Here is an 18,049-nt window from a genome sequence, read left to right as displayed (position 1 = left end):
TCAGTACACGTCGCGGGCGTAGCGGCCCTGTTGCAGGAGCTCGGCCAGCCACTCGCGGGCCTGGTCGGGCGAGTGTCCGCCATGGGTCGTGGCGATATCGATCAGGGTGGCGTGCACATCCTTCGCCATGCGACTGGCGTCGCCGCAGACGTAAATGGATGCACCGTCGCGCAACCAGGCGTACAGCTCACGGCCCTGCTCGCGCAGGCGCTGCTGCACGTAGACCTTCGAGCCGCCGTCGCGCGAGAACGCCAGGTCGAGGCGGTGCAAGGAACCGTCGCGCAGCGCGGCCTGCCATTCGAGCTGGTAAAGGAACTCGCTGCTGAAATGGCGATTGCCGAAGAACAGCCAGTTGCGTCCACGCGCGCCGGTTTCGCGGCGCTCCTGCAGGAACGCGCGGAACGGCGCCACGCCGGCGCCTGGGCCGATCATGATGATGTCGCGCGCATCGTCCCTGGGAAGACGGAAGCGTTCGTTCGCCTCGATGAAGACCGGAAGGCGCTGCTGCTCCCCGGCGTTCGCGACAAAGGTAGACGCAGCGCCCCAGTGCGGCTCGCCATGCATGAGGTAATCCACCACGGCGACCGTAAGGTGGACCTCGTCGCCCACCACTTTCTGGCTGGAGGCAATCGAATACAGTCGTGGCGTCAGCGGGCGCAGCGCGGCCACCAGGGACTCGGCCGACCAGCCGTGCCGGTGGCGGCGCCACAGGTCGATGGGCTGGTGATCGCCCAGCAGCGTGGCCAGGGCTGCCCGCTGCTCCGGTTGCAACAGGCCAGCCAGTTCCTTGTCGCCGCTGACTTGCGCGAGCGCGGCGAGCAGCGGGCGACTCAGTCGGGTCAGTTCGCGCTCCTGCGCCAGCCACTGCTGCAGTGGCAGCGTGCGCTGGCCGTGGCTCACCGCCTGCCCGCCATCGAGCTCCAGCAGCGACAGCCATTGCCTCACCAGCGCCGGCGGGTTGTGCGGCCATACGCCGAGCGCATCGCCTGGCTGGTAGCTCAGGCCCGAGCCTTCCAGCGAGAGTTCCACGTGCCGCACGTCGCGACCGGCATCGCGCGCCACGATCGCCTGGTTGTCCAGTACGGATGCATGAAAGGGACGTTCGCGCGAAGGGACGGTCCGGCTGGGCACCGGCTGCAGCGTGGCAACGCGCGCCGTCGACGGCTGCACAGTCAACACTTGCCTTGCCTGCTCCAGCGCCTGATCCGCCCAGGGGCCGGCCACGGCGTCGACATCCACGTCGGCCTCGCCCAGGGGAACGAAGCGCGACGCGCCGAGCTCCGCCAGTCGCGCATCCAGCTGGCGCCCGATGGCGCAGAACTGCGGATAGCTGGAGTCGCCCAGGCCCAGCACGGCGTAGCGCAGGCCGGGCAGCTGTGGCGCGCGCTTGCCGAGCACGAATTCCACCAGGCCGCGCGCATCGTCCGGTGGCTCGGCATCGCCCTGCGTGCTGATCACCACGACAAGATGGCTCTCCCTGGCCAGGTCGCGCTGGGCATAGCTGTCGGCCCGCACCACACGCACCGGCAGGCCGGCTGCCTCGACGCGGGCGCCCAGCTCGCTGGCGACGCGCCGGGCCTGGCCGGTCTGGCTGCCGTAGAGGATGGTGAGCTGCGCGTTGCCGGCCCTGGCCAGCTGCAGACCGGTCGCGGGCGGATTGCGCTGCAACTGTTCGGCGCGGGCCGCACTCCATGCCGCCACCCAGTAGAGCTCGGCGGGCCCGAGCCCGTCGACCGCTCGCTCGAGCGCCGACAGCACTTCGCCATTCATGGATGCCGGCCTGATTTCCGCCGCAACGACCGCATTCACATCGACTTCCTTTGGACGTCCATACTGCTGGACGCCCAACGTATTCATAACGACTGGCCATGTGAAAGGACGTGTTGGCATATGCATATGCCGATCCCCTCATTTCCAAGGCGACGCCGCGGTCGCTTACACTGGGCCCGTCCATCCTCGCTTACGGCCCATGCTCACGGATTTCCTTGCGTCCGCCCTGATCGGCGTGCTCGCCCAGCTAGTCGACGGTGCGCTAGGCATGGCCTACGGCGTCACTTCGGCCGCGTTGCTGCTCACGCTGGGCGTGCCGCCAGCGCTTGCCAGCGCGAGCGTGCACTACGCGGAAACCTTTACCTGCGGCGCCTCCGGCATCAGTCACCTGCTGGCCGGCAATGTGCTGCGCCGGCTGTTCTGGGGCCTGGTGATACCCGGCGCCATCGGCGCGACCCTTGGCGCCTATGTGGTCAGTCATGTGCCGCCGGAATGGATGAAGCTGGCGCTGACGCCGTACCTGATCGGCATGGGCGTATTCCTGTTGCTCCGCCCCATCCGGCGCCAGCGCTTGCACGAGGAAACGCCGCGCCTCACCCGGCCGCTGGGACTCGTGGCCGGCTTTGCCGACGCCGTGGCCGGTGGCGGCTGGAGCGCGCTCACCGTCACCACCCTGGTGGCGCGCGGCCTCAGGCCCCGCATGGTGATCGGCACGGTGCACCTGGCCAAGTGCGTGGTCAGTGCCGTCGCCAGCATCAGCTTCCTCGTCCAGGTCGGGCTGCCGCACGGGGCCTCGGTGCTCGGACTGATCGCCGGCGGCGTGGTCGCCGCGCCGGCGAGCGCCCTGCTCGCCCGCCGCATGCCGCCCCGCCTGGCCACGGTGCTGGCTGCGCTCGCCGTGCTGGCCATCGGCCTCAACAATGTGGCGCGGGGTTGGCTGGCCCACTGACTCCGATCAAGCCGTGCCTTCACGGCCTTGGCTTAGAATGGGCGGATGACCACATCCCGCCCCCTCCCCCTGGAAGTCCGCGGCAGCACCAGGCTGCCGCTCGGCATGACGCCCGCGCAATTCCTGCGCGACTACTGGCAGAAGCGCCCCCTGCTGATCCGGCAGGCGTTCCCCGATTTCGTTTCGCCCATCGCGCCGGACGACCTGGCCGGCCTGGCGCTGGAAGAGTCGGCGCTGTCGCGCCTGATCATCCACGACGAGAAGCGCGACCGCTGGCAGGTCAAGAGCGGCCCGCTGAGCGAGGCGGATTTCGCCAGCACGCCGGACAGCAACTGGACGCTGCTGGTGCAGGACGTGGACAAGTGGGACGCCGATGTCGCCGCCCTGCTGCAGGACTTCACCTTCCTTCCCAGCTGGCGACTGGACGACATCATGATCTCCTACGCCGAGCCCGGCGGCGGCGTGGGCCCGCATGTGGACCAGTACGACGTCTTCCTGCTGCAGGGCCTTGGCCAACGCCACTGGGCCATCAGCACCGACCCGAGCGCGCCGAAGGACTTCCGGCCCGACGTAGAGCTCAAGCAGCTGCAGCATTTCGACCCCGACCACGAGTGGCTGCTCGAACCGGGCGATATGCTCTACCTGCCGCCCGGCGTGCCGCATGACGGCGTCGCCTTCGGCGGGCCCTGCCTGACCATTTCGGTGGGCATGCGTGCCCCTTCGCAGGCGGAACTGACCGGTGATCTGGCCGACTACCTGGCCGAGCGCCTGCCCGATGAATTGCGCTACGGCGACGCCGACCTCACGCCTGCCAAGGCCGTGGGCGAGATCGATCGCGCCGCACTCGCGCGCCTGCGGCAGGCCATGCCGTTCGCTGCCGGCCTGGACGATGCCACTCTCGCCGACTGGTTCGGCCGCTTCATCACGCGCTACCGCAATGCGCAGGTGCCGGTGCCGCCGGACAAGCCGGTGACCGAAGCGGCGCTGGCCAAACAACTCGACGGCGGCGCCCGCCTGCTGCGCCATCCCTGGGCGCGCATGGCCTGGACCAGGGTCAAGCGTGGTGCCACGCTGTTCGTCAACGGCCACGCCTACCCCACCTCGGCCGAGCTGGCCGAGCGGATGTGCAGCGAACGTGAACTGAGCCCGGGCAAGAAGCTTCCGGCCGCGGAAGCCGCCCTGCTGCTGTCGCTGGTCAACGATGGCCACCTGGTCGTGCGAAAATCGCGACGCCGATGAACATCCACGACTTCCACGTCGAGCATGCCGACTGGGCCCGCGACAGTGAGCGCGAGGCCCTGCGCGGCATCCGGATGGAAGTCTTCATGCAGGAACAGGGCGTCCCCGCATCGCTCGAGTGGGACGAGCTGGACAGCGGCTCCCTCCATCAGCTCGCCCGCGACGGTACCGGCGAACCCATCGGCTGCGCCCGCCTGACGCCGCACGGCAAGATCGGTCGGGTGGCCGTGCGCCAGCCCTGGCGGCAGCGGGGCGTCGGCGCGGCCATGCTGCGGGCGCTGATTGCCCGGGCCCGCGCACTGGGGCGTCGTGAAATCATGCTCGATGCACAACTCTCGGCCGTGGCCTTCTACCAGCGCGAGGGCTTCGAGGCACTGGGCGATGTCTTCGAGGACGCCGGCATCAGGCATCAGGCCATGCGCCTGCTCCTGGGCGACCCGACGCCCGGCGAGACGGCGCCAGCCGCGCATCGCGAGGAGCTGCTGCCGTGCGGCAGCCGCAGCGAACTGGCCGCCAGCCGGCTCCAGCTGCTCACCGAGGCGGCCCAGCGCCTGTCCATCTACCAGCCACTGCTCACCGATGACGCTTATGCCAGTCCGAGCGAACTGGCGGAACTGCGCCGCATCGCCACCTCCGGCCGCGGCGCGCAGATCCGCCTGCTGCTGCACGATCCCGCGGCGGCGCTGCGCAACAGCCACCGACTGATCGCCCTGGCCCAACGCCTGCCCAGCCTGGTGCTGGTCCGCACGCCGATCGAGGAACTGGACCTGGCCTACGGCTCGTCCTACCTGCTCACCGACCGGGGCGGCCACCTGTTCCAGCCTGATGCCACGCGCGCCTCCGGTCGTGCCGCACGCACCGATCGCGCGGCCCAGGCACCGCTGATGCAGCACTTCAACGAAGTCTGGGAGCGCTCGCTGCGCGCCAGCGCACTACAACCGCTCGATCTTTAGCCGCCGGCTGAATGGCCCGACACGCACGGGCGGCACCAGCCCGACCGCACCAAAGGCGTCATTCACGGGAGAAAACCGCAGCTTGAGACGAAGGTCGGTACCCCCGGGGCTCGAAAAACATCCCGGCACCCCCATTTCGGATGGGCTTGTCGGGTTGCCGCGTCGCAGCACCCCGAGGCTATAATTAACGGGATTTTTCCCAGGCATCCGCCCACCCCCGGCCGGATGGCTGCAAGCCTCCCTTCCTCACCGGTGGTGACGTGAGCATTAATCTGATCAGCGAGTTCCTCCAGTCCTCTCAGCTCGCCGGCGGCAACGCCGAATATGTCGAACAGCTCTATGAATCCTGGTTGGCGGAGCCGTCGTCGGTCCCCGCCGACTGGAGCAAGTACTTCGAGACCTTCAAAGGCCGCGAGTCGGGGGACGTGCCCCACTCAGCGGCCATTGCGCGTATAGAGGCCGCGCAAAAGCAGCGCCGTAACGGCGTCGCCGCCGGTCCGATGGACGATGCCCACGCCCGCAAGCAGGCCGGCGTGCTGCGCATCCTCACCGCTTACCGCTCGCGCGGCCACCTGGCGGCCAACCTCGATCCGCTGGGCCTGGCCGAAAAACTGCCGGCACCCGACCTGGAACCCGCGTTCCACGGCCTGAGTGACGCCGATCTCGACACCGAGTTCGATTGCGGCAACTTCGCCGGCGGTGGCCAGCGCATGAAGCTGCGTGACCTGATCGCGCGCCTGAAGAAGGTGTACACCAACACCGTCGGCGTCGAGTTCATGCACATCAGCAACCATGAACAGCGCAACTGGCTCTATACCCGCCTCGAGCAGGCCAACGGCAGCGCAGGCCTGGACAAGGCCGGCAAGCAGCGCGTGCTGGCTGCGCTGACCGCGGCCGAGGGCCTCGAGCGCTACCTGCACACCAAGTACGTCGGCCAGAAGCGCTTCTCGCTGGAAGGCGGCGACAGCCTGATCCCGATGGTGGACGACGTGGTCCGTGCCGCCGGCGACAACGGCATCAAGGAAGTGGTGATCGGCATGGCCCACCGCGGCCGCCTCAACATGCTGGTCAACATCCTCGGCAAGCCACCGCGCACGCTGTTCAACGAGTTCGAAGGCAAGTTCGACCATCCGGACGACCCGGCGCACTCCGGCGACGTGAAGTACCACATGGGCTTCTCCGCCGACGTCAAGACGCCGAACGGTGCCACCCACGTGGCGCTGGCGTTCAACCCGTCGCACCTGGAAATCGTCAACCCGGTGGTGGCCGGTTCCGTGCACGCGCGCCAGACGCGCCGCCGCGACACCGAACGCAAGCAGTCGCTGGCCGTACTGGTGCACGGCGACGCGGCGCTGGCCGGCCAGGGCGTGAACATGGAACTGTTCAACATGTCCCAGGCCCGCGGCTTCAAGATCGGCGGCAGCCTGCACATCGTGGTGAACAACCAGGTGGGCTTCACCACCTCCAATCCGCAGGACGCCCGCTCCACGCTGTACTGCACCGACCTGGCCAAGATGGTCAACGCGCCGGTGTTCCACGTGAACGGCGACGACCCGGAAGCAGTGATCCAGGCCACCCGCCTGGCCTATGACTTCCGCAAGCAGTTCCGCAAGGACGTCGTGCTCGACCTGGTGTGCTACCGCCGCCATGGCCATAACGAGGCCGACGAGCCGGCTGCCACCCAGCCGGTGATGTACCAGATCATCCGCAAGCGCCCGACCACCCGCGACCTGTACGCACAGCAGCTGGTGAAGGAAGGCGCACTGGCCGACGGCGACGCGCAGAAGATGTTCGACGAGTACCGCGCCCGCCTCGAGGGCGGTGCGCCGATGACCGAGCTGACCACGGCCCTGATCAAGGACATCGAGGTCGACTGGGACATCTTCATCGGTGGCAAGCTGTCCACCCCGGCCAACACCGGCGTGGACAAGCAGCGCCTGGTCGAGCTGGCCAACCAGATCCTGAAGTTCCCCAAGGACCTGACCCTGCAGTCGCGCGTGGCCAAGATCTACGACGATCGCGCCAAGATGGCCAGCGGCGAGCTGCCGGGCGACTGGGGTTTTGCCGAGAACCTGGCCTACGCCACGCTCATCGACCAGAACTACAACCTGCGCCTGGTCGGCCAGGACTGCGGCCGCGGCACCTTCTTCCATCGCCACGCCGTGCTGCACGACCAGAGCACCGGCTATACCTACATGCCGCTGGCCAACGTGCGCGACGGTGCCGACGTCGAAGTGATCGACTCGCTGCTCAGCGAAGAAGCGGTCATGGCGTTCGAGTACGGCAGCGCCACCACCGATCCCTACACCCTGCATATCTGGGAAGGCCAGTTCGGCGACTTCGCCAATGGCGCCCAGGTGGTGATCGACCAGTTCATCAGCTCCGGCGAAGCGAAGTGGAACCGCCTGTGCGGCCTGGCGCTGTTCCTGCCGCACGGTTACGAAGGCCAGGGCCCCGAGCATTCCTCGGCACGCCTTGAGCGCTTCCTGCAGCTGTGCGCGCTGGACAACATGCAGGTCTGCGTGCCCACCACGCCGGCCCAGGCCTTCCACATGATCCGCCGCCAGATGGTGCGCCCGACGCGCAAGCCGCTGATCGTGATGACGCCCAAGTCGCTGCTGCGCCACAAGCTGGCCGTGTCCAGCCTGGACGAACTGGCCACCGGCGGCTTCCAGCTGGTGATTCCGGAGCATCGCGAACTGGCCGCCAAGAAGGTCAAGCGCGTGGTGCTGTGCTCGGGCAAGGTCTACTACGACCTGCTCGAAGACGCCGACAAGCGTGGCCTCACCGACGTGGCGATCGTGCGCGTGGAACAGCTCTATCCGTTCCCGCGCCCGGAAGTCAGCGCGGAGCTGGAGAAGTACCCGGCGGCCAAGGAAGTGGTGTGGTGCCAGGAAGAGCCGATGAACCAGGGCGCCTGGTTCCAGATCCGCCATCACCTGCAAGCGTGCATCGGCAGCAAGCAGAGTCTCTCGTACGCGGGACGCGCTCGCTCGCCGGCTCCGGCCGCCGGCCACCTCAATACCCATGTCGTCGAACAGGCGGCACTGGTCGAACAGGCACTGGTCGCGCCGGTCGGCACCGACCACGCAGCAGAGTAAAAAGCACTAAGAGTGCGGCCATGGATGGCCGCTTGTTGACTCTGGCGTTCACGGATGAACGCACTACATATTGAAAAGTGCGGCTATGGATGGCCGCTTGTTGACCTTGGCGTTCACGGACGAACGCACTAATCAAAGGAATTCATATGTCCATCGAAGTCAAAGTGCCCGTCCTGCCTGAGTCCGTCTCCGACGCCACCATCGCCACCTGGCACAAGAAGGCCGGCGACGCCGTGAAGCGCGACGAGAACCTGGTCGACCTCGAAACCGACAAGGTGGTGCTGGAAGTGCCGGCGCCGGTCGACGGTGTGATCAAGGAACTGAAGTTCCAGACGGGCGACACCGTGACCAGCCAGCAGGTCATCGCGGTGATCGAGGAAGGCGCCGTGGCCGCGGCTCCCGCCGCCGCCCCCGCCGCTGCCGCGCCGGCTCCGGCCGCTGCCGCCCCGGCCGCGCCGCAGGCTGCCGCCAAGGGCACCGCGGAACTCTCCCCGGCCGGCCTGCGCGTGGCCACCGAGGAAAAGATCGACCCGTCCAAGGTCGCCGGCACCGGCCGCGATGGCCGCGTGACCAAGGAAGACCTGGTCAACTACGGCAAGGGTGGCGGCGCTCCCGCCGCTGCAGCGGCTGCCGCACCGACGCCGGGCGCCCGTCCGGAAGAGCGCGTGCCGATGACGCGCATGCGCGCGCGCATCGCCGAGCGCCTGATGCAGTCGAAGAACTCCATCGCCATGCTGACCTCGTTCAACGAGGTGAACCTGGCCGAAGTGGTGAAGATGCGCAAGACGCTGGGCGAGTCGTTCGAAAAGGCCAATGGCGTCAAGCTCGGCTTCATGAGCTTCTTCGTCAAGGCCGCGGCCGAAGCGCTGAAGCGCCACCCGGTGGTCAATGCCTCGGTCGACGGCAACGACATCATCTATCACGGCTACCAGGACATCTCGATCGCCGTGTCCACCGACAAGGGCCTGGTGACGCCGGTGCTGCGCGACGTACAGGACAAGAGCTTCGCCGATGTCGAGAAGGGCATCCTCGACTACGCCAAGAAGGCGCGCGACGGCAAGCTCGGCCTCGATGACCTGCAGGGCGGCACCTTCACCATCACCAACGGCGGCACCTTCGGTTCGCTGCTGTCGACCCCGATCGTCAACCCGCCGCAGAGCGCCATCCTGGGCATGCACGCCATCAAGGAGCGCGCCATCGTCGAGAACGGCCAGGTGATCGCCGCGCCGATGATGTACCTGGCGCTCAGCTATGACCATCGCATCATCGACGGCAAGGACGCGGTGCTGTTCCTGGTCGACATCAAGAACCAGCTCGAGAACCCGCAGCGCATGCTGCTGGGCATCTAAGCCTTGCACTGGCCCCTCTCCCGGCGGGAGAGGGGTTGGGGTGAGGGTTCGGTCTTGCCGAAACGCCTCGCTCCGCACGCACCCTCACCCGCCCTTTGGGCACCCTCTCCCGCAGGGAGAGGGGCAAAAAGAGAAACGACATGAGCGACAAATTCGACGTCATCGTCATCGGCGCCGGCCCCGCCGGCTATGTGGCCGCGATCCGCGCCGCCCAGCTGGGCCTGAAGACGGCCTGCGTGGATGCCTTCGTGGGCAAGGACGGCAAGCAGGCCCTCGGCGGCACCTGCCTCAACGTGGGCTGCATCCCGTCCAAGGCGCTGCTCGATTCGTCCAAGCAGTACTACAACATTGCGCACAACCTGCCGGTGCATGGCATTACGGTGGAAGGCGCCAAGGTCGACCTGGGCACCTTCATCGGCCGCAAGGACAAGATCGTCAAGCAGTTCACCGGCGGCGTCAGCATGCTGTTCAAGGCCAACAAGGTCACGCCGTTCTTCGGCAAGGGCAAGCTGCTGAAGGGCAATGAGGTCGAGATCACCGGCAACGACGGCTCCAAGCAGACCATCAGCGCCACCAACGTGATCCTCGCCTCCGGCTCCGTGCCGATCGAGCTGCCGTTCGCCAAGTTCGACAACAAGTTCATCCTCGACAACGCCGGCGCACTGGACTTGACCGAAGTGCCCAAGCGCCTGGGCGTGATCGGCGCCGGCGTGATCGGCCTGGAGCTGGGCAGCGTATGGAAGCGCCTGGGTTCGGACGTGACCGTACTCGAGGCGCTGCCGGATTTCCTCAGCGTCGCCGACGCGGACATCGCCAAGGTCGCCTTCAAGGAATTCGGCAAGCTGGGCCTGAACATCAAGCTCGGCGCCAAGCTGACCAAGGCCGAGATCAAGGGCAAGGAAGTCGCCCTGACCTACGAGGACAAGGACGGCGCCCACGAGCTCACCGTCGACAAGCTGCTGGTGGCCGTCGGCCGCCGCGCCTACACCGACGGCCTGCTGGCCGCCGACACCGGCGTAAAGCTGGACGAGCGCGGCCGCATCGTGGTCGACGAGCACAACCACACCGGCGTGAACGGCGTGTGGGCCATCGGCGACGCCGTGCGCGGCCCGATGCTGGCGCACAAGGGTTCCGAGGAAGGCGTGGCCGTGGCCGAGTGGATCGCCGGCAAGGCGGGCCACATCAACCTCGACACCGTGCCGTGGGTGATCTACACCGAGCCGGAAATTGCCTGGGCCGGCAAGACCGAGAAGGAACTGAAGGACGCCGGCATCCCGTACAAGGTCGGCTCCTTCCCGTTCGCCGCCATCGGCCGTGCCGTGGCGATGAACGAGGCCATCGGCCAGGTGAAGATGCTGGCCCACGCCGAGACGGACCGCATCCTGGGCGTGCACATGGTCGGCCCGGGTGTGTCCGAGCTGATCGCCGAATGCGTGGTGGCGATGGAGTTCAAGGGCTCCTCCGAAGACCTGGCCCGCATCGTCCACGCCCACCCGACGCTGTCGGAAGCCGTGCACGAAGCCGCCCTGTCGGTGGACAAGCGCGCCATCCACAAGGGTAACTGAGGGGCGGGAAGCCCTAGTTCTGTGCGGGCCATGGATGGCCGCCGACACGGGATCCGCGGCCCGCTCGTGGCGACATGAGCGGGCCGTTTGCTTTTTCCGGAACGAGTGAATAGAAGTGACCGGCGGGAGCACACCCGCTTCCGCGTCCATCGCGCGCACTCCTCACTCCCTTGACGACGTCCCCTATGACTACCCCCAAAGCCCTCTGCGTCTACTGCGGTTCCAGCAACGGCAAGCATCCGGAATACGCCGAACAGGCACACGCCTTCGGCACCGAGATGGCACGACGCGGCGTCGCGCTGATCTATGGCGGCGGCAAGGTCGGTCTGATGGGCACGGTCGCCGATGCGGTGCTGGCCGGCGGCGGCAAGGTGGTTGGCGTGATCCCGCGGCAGCTGGTGGAACGCGAAGTGGCGCATCCGGGCCTGAGCGAGCTGGTAGTGGTCGAAACCATGCACCAGCGCAAGACCCGCATGTTCGAGCTGTCCGACGCCTTTGTCGCCCTGCCCGGCGGCTTCGGCACCCTGGATGAAATGTTCGAGATGCTCACCTGGGCCCAGCTGGGGCTACATCGCTACCCGTGTGCCTTCCTCAATGTGCGCGGGTACTACGATCGCCTGCACGCGATGATGGACCATATGGCCCAGGAAGGTTTCATCACGCCGGGCCAGCACGACAGTGTATGGTTTGGCCATGACATGGCGGCGCTGTTCGACTGGATGCCGACGTATCACGGCGAAAAGGCGTCGCGACTGGTCGACAAACGCATCGTCAGCGCCTGACCCGCGCACGGCTCCGCAGCAAAGGACTCCCCCCATGGCCTCCCCCTCCGCTTTCCGTGCATTCCGCATCCACAACGACGACGCCGGCTACCGGGGCGGCCTCGAGACGATCAACGCCGACGCCCTCTCGCCGGGCGAGCTGCTGGTGCAGGTCGCCTATTCGTCGGTGAATTACAAGGACGCGCTGGCCGGCACCGGCAAGGGCAAGATCCTGCGTCAGTACCCGCTCAACGGTGGCATCGACGTGGCCGGACGGGTGGTCGCGTCCACCGACCCGGCCTTCCGGGAAGGCGATGCCGTGCTGTGCACCGGTAGCGGGCTTTCCGAGACGCGCGACGGCGGTTACGGCGAATTCGCGCGCCTTCCCGCGGCCTGGGCCATCCCCCTGCCGTCCGGGCTTACCTTGCGCGAAAGCATGATCCTCGGTACGGCCGGCTTTACCGCCGCGCTGGCCCTGCTGCGCATGCAGGACAACCGCCAGGCGCCGGCACTGGGCCCCATCGCCGTCACGGGCGCCAGCGGCGGCGTCGGCATGCTGGCCATCGATATCTTTACGCGCGCCGGCTACGCCGTGCATGCGATCAGCGGCAAGGCCGCACACTTCGACTTCCTGCGCGACCTGGGCGCGGCCGAGTGCATCGACCGCCACCAGTTCGCCTTCAGCGGCAAGCCGATGGACTCCGTCCGCTTTGGCGGCGCGCTGGACAATGTCGGCGGCAGCACCCTGGCCGGCCTGCTGCCGCTGATCGCGCCCTACGGCAATATCGCCATCTGCGGCAACGCCGGCGGCATCGGCTTTGAAAGCACGGTCATGCCTTTCATCATCCGCGGCGCCAGCGTGCTCGGCATTGCCTCGGCCGGCACCGCGCGCGACCTCCGCGACCGCGTTTGGCAACACCTGGCCTCCGACTGGAAGCCGCAACATCTTGAGCGCATTGCCACGCGCGAAGTCACGCTGGAGCAGTTGCCCGACGTGTTCAATCGCATGCTGGCCGGCGAATCGTTCGGACGGACTTTGGTGCGCATAGGCCAAATGGCGTGATCTACGTGCTTGGAAGCTTGGCGACAGCGTCTTAGAATCCACGCAAACAACAAGGGGAATATCACCTTATGGCACGCATCCTGATTGTCGACGATTCGCCGTCGCAGCTGCTGGGCATCAAGCGCATCGTCGAGAAGCTGGGGCACGAGGCCCTGACTGCCGAGGATGGTGCAGCGGGCGTCGAGGCGGCCAGGCGTGAACGCCCCGACCTGATCCTGATGGACGTGGTAATGCCCAACCTCAACGGTTTCCAGGCCACCCGCACGATCAGCAAGGATCCGGACACGTCGCATATCCCCGTCGTGCTGGTCACCACCAAGGACCAGGAGACCGACAAGGTGTGGGGCTTGCGCCAGGGCGCGAAGGCCTACGTGACCAAGCCGATCCGGGAAGAGGAACTGGTCAACACGCTCAAGGAGCTGCTGCCCGCCTGAGCGGCGCGTTCCCCAACAAGAAACGGCGCCCTCGGGCGCCGTTTTTTTTCGCCGTCCAGACGGCTCAATGGCGTGGGTCGTAATCCGGGAACTGTTCGCGCAGCGCCTCGTAGGCGGATCGCTGGTCCTCGGATTCCGCGGCAGGCACGCGGATCGACAACTCGACCAGCTGGTCGCCCGGGTGCGCGCCCGGCAAGCCGCGGCCCTTCAGCCGGAGTTTGCGGCCGGACTGCGAACCGGAGGGAATGCGCAAGTCCACCGTGCCTGCCAGGGTCGGCACCGGCACCGTCGCCCCCAGGGCAGCCTCCCATGGCGCGATGGCCAGCACATGCAGCACATTGCGGCCTTCCAGGCGGAAACGGGCATCGTCGCGGATACCCACCTCGAGCAACAGGTCGCCGTTGGGAGCGCCGCCCATGCCGGAATGCCCCTGGCCGCCCAGGCGTATCACCTGCCCTGGCTGGATGCCGGCGGGAATCTTCACTTCCAGCACGCGTTCGCCGCCGCTGCCGTCCTGCAAGGCCAGTCGCGTGCGGCCACCGTCAAAAGCCGTCTGCAGGTCGATCTGCACGTGGGCATGCACGTCGCCGCCGCGACGGGCACGCGGCGCACCGCGCGGGCCGGCGCCGCCGCGCCCGAACAGGCTTTCGAAGAAGTCGCTGAAATCGCCGCCACCATCGCCGCCGACGCCGAAACCGTGGTTGTGGCCCCAGCCCGGCGGTGGACGGAACTGCTCACCGCCCCGGTAACCGCCGGCGCGCAGTTCGTCGTAGGCGCGGCGCTTTTCGGTGTCGCGCAGCACTTCATTGGCTTCGTTGATCGCCTTGAATTTCTCTTCTGCCCCGGCGTCCTTGTTCTTGTCCGGGTGATACTTCCTGGCCAGCTTGCGGTAGGCGCCCTTGATCTCCGTCTCCGAAGCTTCGGGCTTCACGCCAAGAATGTCGTAATAGTCTTTGAATTCCACTGCCGCTCCCCGGCGACGGCGCTGCCCGCACTGACTCGCGGGAAATCATCGCCCCCCGCCAACCTGCCCGCAAGGCGCAGCCCGCCCGTTCAAGATGTGATGCCCGGCGACGTCTCGCCACCCTCTGCTCTGTATCGCCAAATGGGTGCGAAAGCGGCGTGATTCAAGGCGACAGCGCGCCCTCGGTGGCGCTAGCATCGGTTTCCCCTATCCACTTCCAGGCATCCACCATGAGCATCCAGGTCGGCCAGACGCTACCCGATGTCGAGATCCGCGCGATTGGCGCCGAGGTCGAACAGGTCCATACCGGCGCGCTGTTCGCCGGCCGCAAGGTGGTGATGTTCGCAGTGCCTGGCGCCTTTACCCCGACCTGTTCCAACCGCCATTTGCCGGGTTACGTGCAGCACTTCGGCGACTTCCAGTCGCGCGGCATCGCCGTGATGTGCCTGGCGGTGAACGACGCCTACGTGATGCAGGCATGGGCAGCCGCGCAGCATGTGCCGCACGAACTGCGCATGCTGGCCGATGGCAATGGCAGCTTCACCCGCGCGCTGGGCCTGGAACTGGACGGCAGCGGTTACGGCATGGGCCTGCGCGCGAGGCGCTTTGCCCTGTATGCGGTAGATGGCGTGGTGAAGATCCTGCAGGTCGAGGCACCCGGGGAGTTTCGCGTGTCCAGCGCCGAGGCCATGCTCGAAGCCATCGGATGATGCCGCGGACATCCGCGACGGCATCGGAGTAATCTCGGGGTTCCCTGCCGCAGCGGGAGCCATGCCATGCCCCTCCAAGAGCGAAGGGTCCCGGGACCGGACCATCCCATCGACATCACACCCAACCCGTCCCGCCTGGTGGTTCGGGTTGCCGGGCGCATCGTCGCCGACACACGGGCGGCCCTCAGCTTGCGCGAAGCCTCGTACGGGGCGGTGCAATACATTCCGCGCAAGGACGTGGACATGTCCTTGCTCGAACGCAGCGATCACCAGACCTACTGCCCGTACAAGGGCGAATGCTCCTACTACAGCATTCCACTGGGCGGCGAACGCGCGGTCAATGCCGTTTGGACGTATGAACATCCATACGACGCCGTCGCCGCGATCAAGGAGCATCTGGCGTTCTACCCGAGTCGCGTCGACGCCATGACGGAATCGCAGGACTGACCGCCCGCTGGCAAGCCTCCCAAAAGAAAACCCGGCCAGGCCGGGTTCTCTTTCGTGCATGACGCCAGGGCTTAGCCGGCGTCCGTGGGCGTATCCACGCCGGGCTCGGCCTGGCCCGATTCGGCCTGGCCGGGTTCGACCGCGGCATCCTCGCCCTCGCCGTTTTCCGTCTCGGCGTCGAGACGAACCACGCTGACCAGCGACTCATCGGCCGGCAAGCGAATCAGCGTCACGCCCTGGGTATTGCGGCTCAGCTGCGAAATCTCCGCCACGCGGGTACGCACCAGCGTGCCCTGGTCGGAAATCAGCATCAACTCGTGCGCTTCGGTCACCTGGGTCGCTGCCACCAGGGCGCCGTTGCGCTCGGAGCACTGGATGCCGATCACGCCCTGGGTGCCGCGTCCCTTCTTGGGGAACTCGTCGAGCGCAGTGCGCTTGCCGTAGCCACGTTCGGTCGCCGTGAGAATGTCACCGTCGGCGGCCACGATCAGCGACACCACGCTCGCCTCGTCGGCCAGCTTCATGCCACGCACGCCGGTGGCGGTGCGTCCCATGGAGCGGACTTCGGATTCGTCGAAGCGCACGGTCTTGCCGTTGGAAGCGAACAGCAGCACGTCGCTGTTGCCGTCGGTCAGCTCGACCCCGATCAGCGCATCGCCCTCGTCGAGGTTGATCGCGATCTTGCCCTTCTGCAGCTGGAACGCGAACTCGGTGAGCGGCGTCTTCTTGACCGTGCCCTGCCTGGTGGCGAAGAACACGAAGCGGTCTTCGGTGTACTCACGCACCGGCAGCACGGCTTGCACCTTCTCGCCCTCGCCCAGCGGCAGCAGGTTCACCATCGGCTTGCCGCGTGCGTTCGGACCCGACTCGGGCATCTGGTAGACCTTGAGCCAGTACACGCGACCGGTACTGGTGAAGGTCAGCAACGTATCGTGGGTGTTGACCACCCACAGCTGCTCGACGAAGTCCTCGTCCTTCAACGCCGAGGCCGAGCGGCCCTTGCCGCCGCGACGCTGCGCGCGATACGTGCTGGCCGGCTGGCGCTTGACGTAACCGGTATGCGACAGCGTGACGACCACGTCTTCCGGCGCGATCAGGTCGAGTACGTTGAGGTCTTCCTGCGAATGCTGGATCTCGGTGCGACGTGCGTCGCCGAACTCGTCCTTGATCGCCTGCAGCTCGTCGCGGATCACCGCGAGCAGACGCGCGGGATCTTCCAGGATTTCGATCAGGCCGCGGATGGTCTCGAGGATCTGGCGGTATTCGTCGGAAAGCTTTTCCTGCTCCAGGCCGGTGAGGCGGTGCAGGCGCATGGCCAGGATTTCCTGGGCCTGCACGTCGGACAACTGGTAGCCATCGGCCTTGAGGCCGTCGCGCGGATCCATGTCCTCCGGACGCGAGGCTTCGGCACCGGCGGCGGCCAGCAGGCTGCCCACCATGCCCGGCTGCCACTTGCGGGCCAGCATGCGCTCGCGCGCTTCCTGCGGCGAGGCCGAGGTGCGGATCAGCTCGATCATCTCGTCGATGTTGGCGAGCGCGACCGTGAGGCCTTCCAGGATATGCGCACGGGCACGTGCCTTGCGCAGGTCGAAGATGGTCCGGCGCGTCACCACTTCGCGGCGGTGGCGAATGAATGCCTCGAGGATGTCCTTGAGGTTGAGCAGGCGCGGCTGGCCGTCCAGCAGCGCCACCATGTTGATGCCGAAGGTGACCTGCAGCTGGGTCTGCTGGAACAGGTTGTTGAGCACCACATCCGCCATCGAATCTCGGCGGATCTCGATGACCACGCGCATGCCGTCCTTGTCGGACTCGTCGCGCAGCTCGCTGATGCCCTCGAGCTTCTTCTCCTTGACCAGCTCGGCGATCTTCTCGATCAGGCGAGCCTTGTTCACCTGATACGGCAGCTCATGGACGATGATCGTCTCGCGGCCGTTCGACTCGGTTTCGATCTCGGTGCGCGCACGCACCAGGATGCGACCGCGGCCGGTGCGGTAGGCCTCGATGATGCCCGACGATCCATTGATGATGCCCGCGGTCGGGAAGTCCGGACCGGGGATGTAGTGCATCAGGTCTTCGACCGACAGCGACGGATCGTCGATCAGGCCGATGGTGGCGGCGACGACCTCGGTGAGGTTGTGCGGCGGCACGTTGGTGGCCATGCCCACCGCGATACCGGCCGAACCGTTGATCAGCAGGTTCGGCACGCGCGTGGGCAGTACCAGCGGCTCGTGCTCGCTTTCGTCGTAGTTGGGGCCGAAGTCGACGGTGTCCTTGTCGATATCGGCCAGCAGCTCCTGCGTGAGGCGCGCCATGCGCACCTCGGTATAACGCATGGCTGCCGCGTTATCGCCGTCGACCGAACCGAAGTTACCCTGGCCGTCGACCAGCATGTAGCGCAGCGAGAACGGTTGCGCCATGCGCACGATCGCGTCATAGACCGACGCGTCGCCGTGCGGATGGTACTTACCGATCACGTCACCGACCACGCGGGCCGACTTCTTGTACGCCTTGTTCCAGGCATTGCCCAGTTCGTTCATGGCGAACAGGACGCGGCGGTGCACGGGCTTCAGACCATCGCGGACATCCGGGAGGGCGCGTCCCACGATCACGCTCATGGCGTAATCGAGGTAGCTCTGGCGCATCTCGTCTTCGATATTGACGCGAATGACTTCTTTGGCGAGTTCTGCCATCAATCGGCTTCCGTGATGATGAAGAGGGCCGCCCGCCATGCGCCTCATGCGCAT

General features: G+C 66.8%; 14 protein-coding genes. 11 read left to right on the top strand and 3 right to left on the bottom strand.

The window, feature by feature from the left end; translation table 11 throughout:
- Positions 1–1,857: an assimilatory sulfite reductase (NADPH) flavoprotein subunit gene (locus ACXU4B_RS02415; RefSeq protein WP_165583121.1), complete on the bottom strand. Its 1,857-nt coding sequence runs from the start codon at positions 1,855–1,857 to the stop codon at positions 1–3.
- A 112-nt stretch (positions 1,858–1,969) separates the two neighbouring features.
- Here ACXU4B_RS02415 and ACXU4B_RS02410 point away from each other — a divergent pair, with 112 nt between their 5' ends.
- The 9 genes from ACXU4B_RS02410 to pilH all read left to right on the top strand — a co-directional run bounded on the left by ACXU4B_RS02410 (position 1,970) and on the right by pilH (position 13,184).
- Positions 1,970–2,719 (top strand): sulfite exporter TauE/SafE family protein, encoded by a 750-nt coding sequence (locus ACXU4B_RS02410; RefSeq protein WP_131407432.1) that lies wholly within the window; start codon positions 1,970–1,972, stop codon positions 2,717–2,719.
- Between the two features lie 45 nt (positions 2,720–2,764).
- Positions 2,765–3,958 (top strand): cupin domain-containing protein, encoded by a 1,194-nt coding sequence (locus ACXU4B_RS02405; RefSeq protein ID WP_131407430.1) that lies wholly within the window; start codon positions 2,765–2,767, stop codon positions 3,956–3,958.
- Positions 3,955–4,911, top strand: coding sequence for a GNAT family N-acetyltransferase (locus ACXU4B_RS02400; RefSeq protein ID WP_131407428.1), 957 nt, complete (start codon positions 3,955–3,957; stop codon positions 4,909–4,911). The genes ACXU4B_RS02405 and ACXU4B_RS02400 overlap by 4 nt, the downstream gene beginning before the upstream one ends.
- A gap of 260 nt (positions 4,912–5,171) precedes the next feature.
- Positions 5,172–8,012, top strand: coding sequence for a 2-oxoglutarate dehydrogenase E1 component (locus tag ACXU4B_RS02395; RefSeq protein WP_131407426.1), 2,841 nt, complete (start codon positions 5,172–5,174; stop codon positions 8,010–8,012).
- A 146-nt stretch (positions 8,013–8,158) separates the two neighbouring features.
- The gene (odhB, locus tag ACXU4B_RS02390) at positions 8,159–9,361 is read left to right on the top strand and encodes a 2-oxoglutarate dehydrogenase complex dihydrolipoyllysine-residue succinyltransferase (RefSeq protein WP_131407424.1); all 1,203 of its coding nucleotides are present in this window, start codon (positions 8,159–8,161) and stop codon (positions 9,359–9,361) included.
- Between the two features lie 140 nt (positions 9,362–9,501).
- Positions 9,502–10,926: a dihydrolipoyl dehydrogenase gene (lpdA, locus tag ACXU4B_RS02385; RefSeq protein WP_131407422.1), complete on the top strand. Its 1,425-nt coding sequence runs from the start codon at positions 9,502–9,504 to the stop codon at positions 10,924–10,926.
- Positions 10,927–11,111: 185 nt separating this feature from the next.
- Complete coding sequence (locus tag ACXU4B_RS02380) at positions 11,112–11,708, top strand: LOG family protein (RefSeq protein WP_131407420.1); 597 nt, start codon at positions 11,112–11,114, stop codon at positions 11,706–11,708.
- A gap of 34 nt (positions 11,709–11,742) precedes the next feature.
- Entirely contained in the window at positions 11,743–12,750 is a 1,008-nt protein-coding gene (locus ACXU4B_RS02375) for a YhdH/YhfP family quinone oxidoreductase (RefSeq protein WP_131407418.1), read from the top strand.
- A gap of 68 nt (positions 12,751–12,818) precedes the next feature.
- Positions 12,819–13,184, top strand: a complete 366-nt coding sequence (pilH, locus tag ACXU4B_RS02370) for a twitching motility response regulator PilH (RefSeq protein WP_131407416.1) — start codon at positions 12,819–12,821, stop codon at positions 13,182–13,184.
- Between the two features lie 64 nt (positions 13,185–13,248).
- Here pilH and ACXU4B_RS02365 read toward each other — a convergent pair whose 3' ends face one another.
- Complete coding sequence (locus ACXU4B_RS02365) at positions 13,249–14,148, bottom strand: DnaJ C-terminal domain-containing protein (protein WP_131407414.1); 900 nt, start codon at positions 14,146–14,148, stop codon at positions 13,249–13,251.
- A 230-nt stretch (positions 14,149–14,378) separates the two neighbouring features.
- Here ACXU4B_RS02365 and ACXU4B_RS02360 point away from each other — a divergent pair, with 230 nt between their 5' ends.
- Both ACXU4B_RS02360 and ACXU4B_RS02355 read left to right on the top strand, forming a co-directional pair.
- The gene (locus tag ACXU4B_RS02360; RefSeq protein WP_131407412.1) at positions 14,379–14,858 is read left to right on the top strand and encodes a peroxiredoxin; all 480 of its coding nucleotides are present in this window, start codon (positions 14,379–14,381) and stop codon (positions 14,856–14,858) included.
- 66 nt (positions 14,859–14,924) lie between these two features.
- Positions 14,925–15,305: a DUF427 domain-containing protein gene (locus ACXU4B_RS02355; RefSeq protein WP_131407410.1), complete on the top strand. Its 381-nt coding sequence runs from the start codon at positions 14,925–14,927 to the stop codon at positions 15,303–15,305.
- A gap of 71 nt (positions 15,306–15,376) precedes the next feature.
- On the opposite strand, the gene gyrA is transcribed toward ACXU4B_RS02355, so the two are convergent.
- Positions 15,377–17,995 (bottom strand): DNA gyrase subunit A, encoded by a 2,619-nt coding sequence (gene gyrA / locus ACXU4B_RS02350; RefSeq protein WP_131407408.1) that lies wholly within the window; start codon positions 17,993–17,995, stop codon positions 15,377–15,379.
- Positions 17,996–18,049 lie beyond the last annotated feature (54 nt).

Source organism: Dyella soli (assembly GCF_054482295.1).
This window is presented reverse-complemented; position numbering and strand designations above follow the sequence as displayed.

Excerpts from the sequence above, each read along its gene's own strand:
- ACXU4B_RS02410 (WP_131407432.1), top strand. The coding sequence starts at position 1,970 with ATGCTCACGGATTTCCTTGCGTCCGCCCTGATCGGCGTGCTCGCCCAG.
- ACXU4B_RS02405 (WP_131407430.1), top strand. The coding sequence starts at position 2,765 with ATGACCACATCCCGCCCCCTCCCCCTGGAAGTCCGCGGCAGCACCAGG.
- gyrA (WP_131407408.1), bottom strand. The coding sequence starts at position 17,995 with ATGGCAGAACTCGCCAAAGAAGTCATTCGCGTCAATATCGAAGACGAG.
- pilH (WP_131407416.1), top strand. The coding sequence starts at position 12,819 with ATGGCACGCATCCTGATTGTCGACGATTCGCCGTCGCAGCTGCTGGGC.
- odhB (WP_131407424.1), top strand. The coding sequence starts at position 8,159 with ATGTCCATCGAAGTCAAAGTGCCCGTCCTGCCTGAGTCCGTCTCCGAC.
- ACXU4B_RS02360 (WP_131407412.1), top strand. The coding sequence starts at position 14,379 with ATGAGCATCCAGGTCGGCCAGACGCTACCCGATGTCGAGATCCGCGCG.
- ACXU4B_RS02380 (WP_131407420.1), top strand. The coding sequence starts at position 11,112 with ATGACTACCCCCAAAGCCCTCTGCGTCTACTGCGGTTCCAGCAACGGC.
- ACXU4B_RS02400 (WP_131407428.1), top strand. The coding sequence starts at position 3,955 with ATGAACATCCACGACTTCCACGTCGAGCATGCCGACTGGGCCCGCGAC.
- ACXU4B_RS02355 (WP_131407410.1), top strand. The coding sequence starts at position 14,925 with ATGCCCCTCCAAGAGCGAAGGGTCCCGGGACCGGACCATCCCATCGAC.
- ACXU4B_RS02415 (WP_165583121.1), bottom strand. The coding sequence starts at position 1,857 with ATGAATACGTTGGGCGTCCAGCAGTATGGACGTCCAAAGGAAGTCGAT.
- ACXU4B_RS02375 (WP_131407418.1), top strand. The coding sequence starts at position 11,743 with ATGGCCTCCCCCTCCGCTTTCCGTGCATTCCGCATCCACAACGACGAC.
- lpdA (WP_131407422.1), top strand. The coding sequence starts at position 9,502 with ATGAGCGACAAATTCGACGTCATCGTCATCGGCGCCGGCCCCGCCGGC.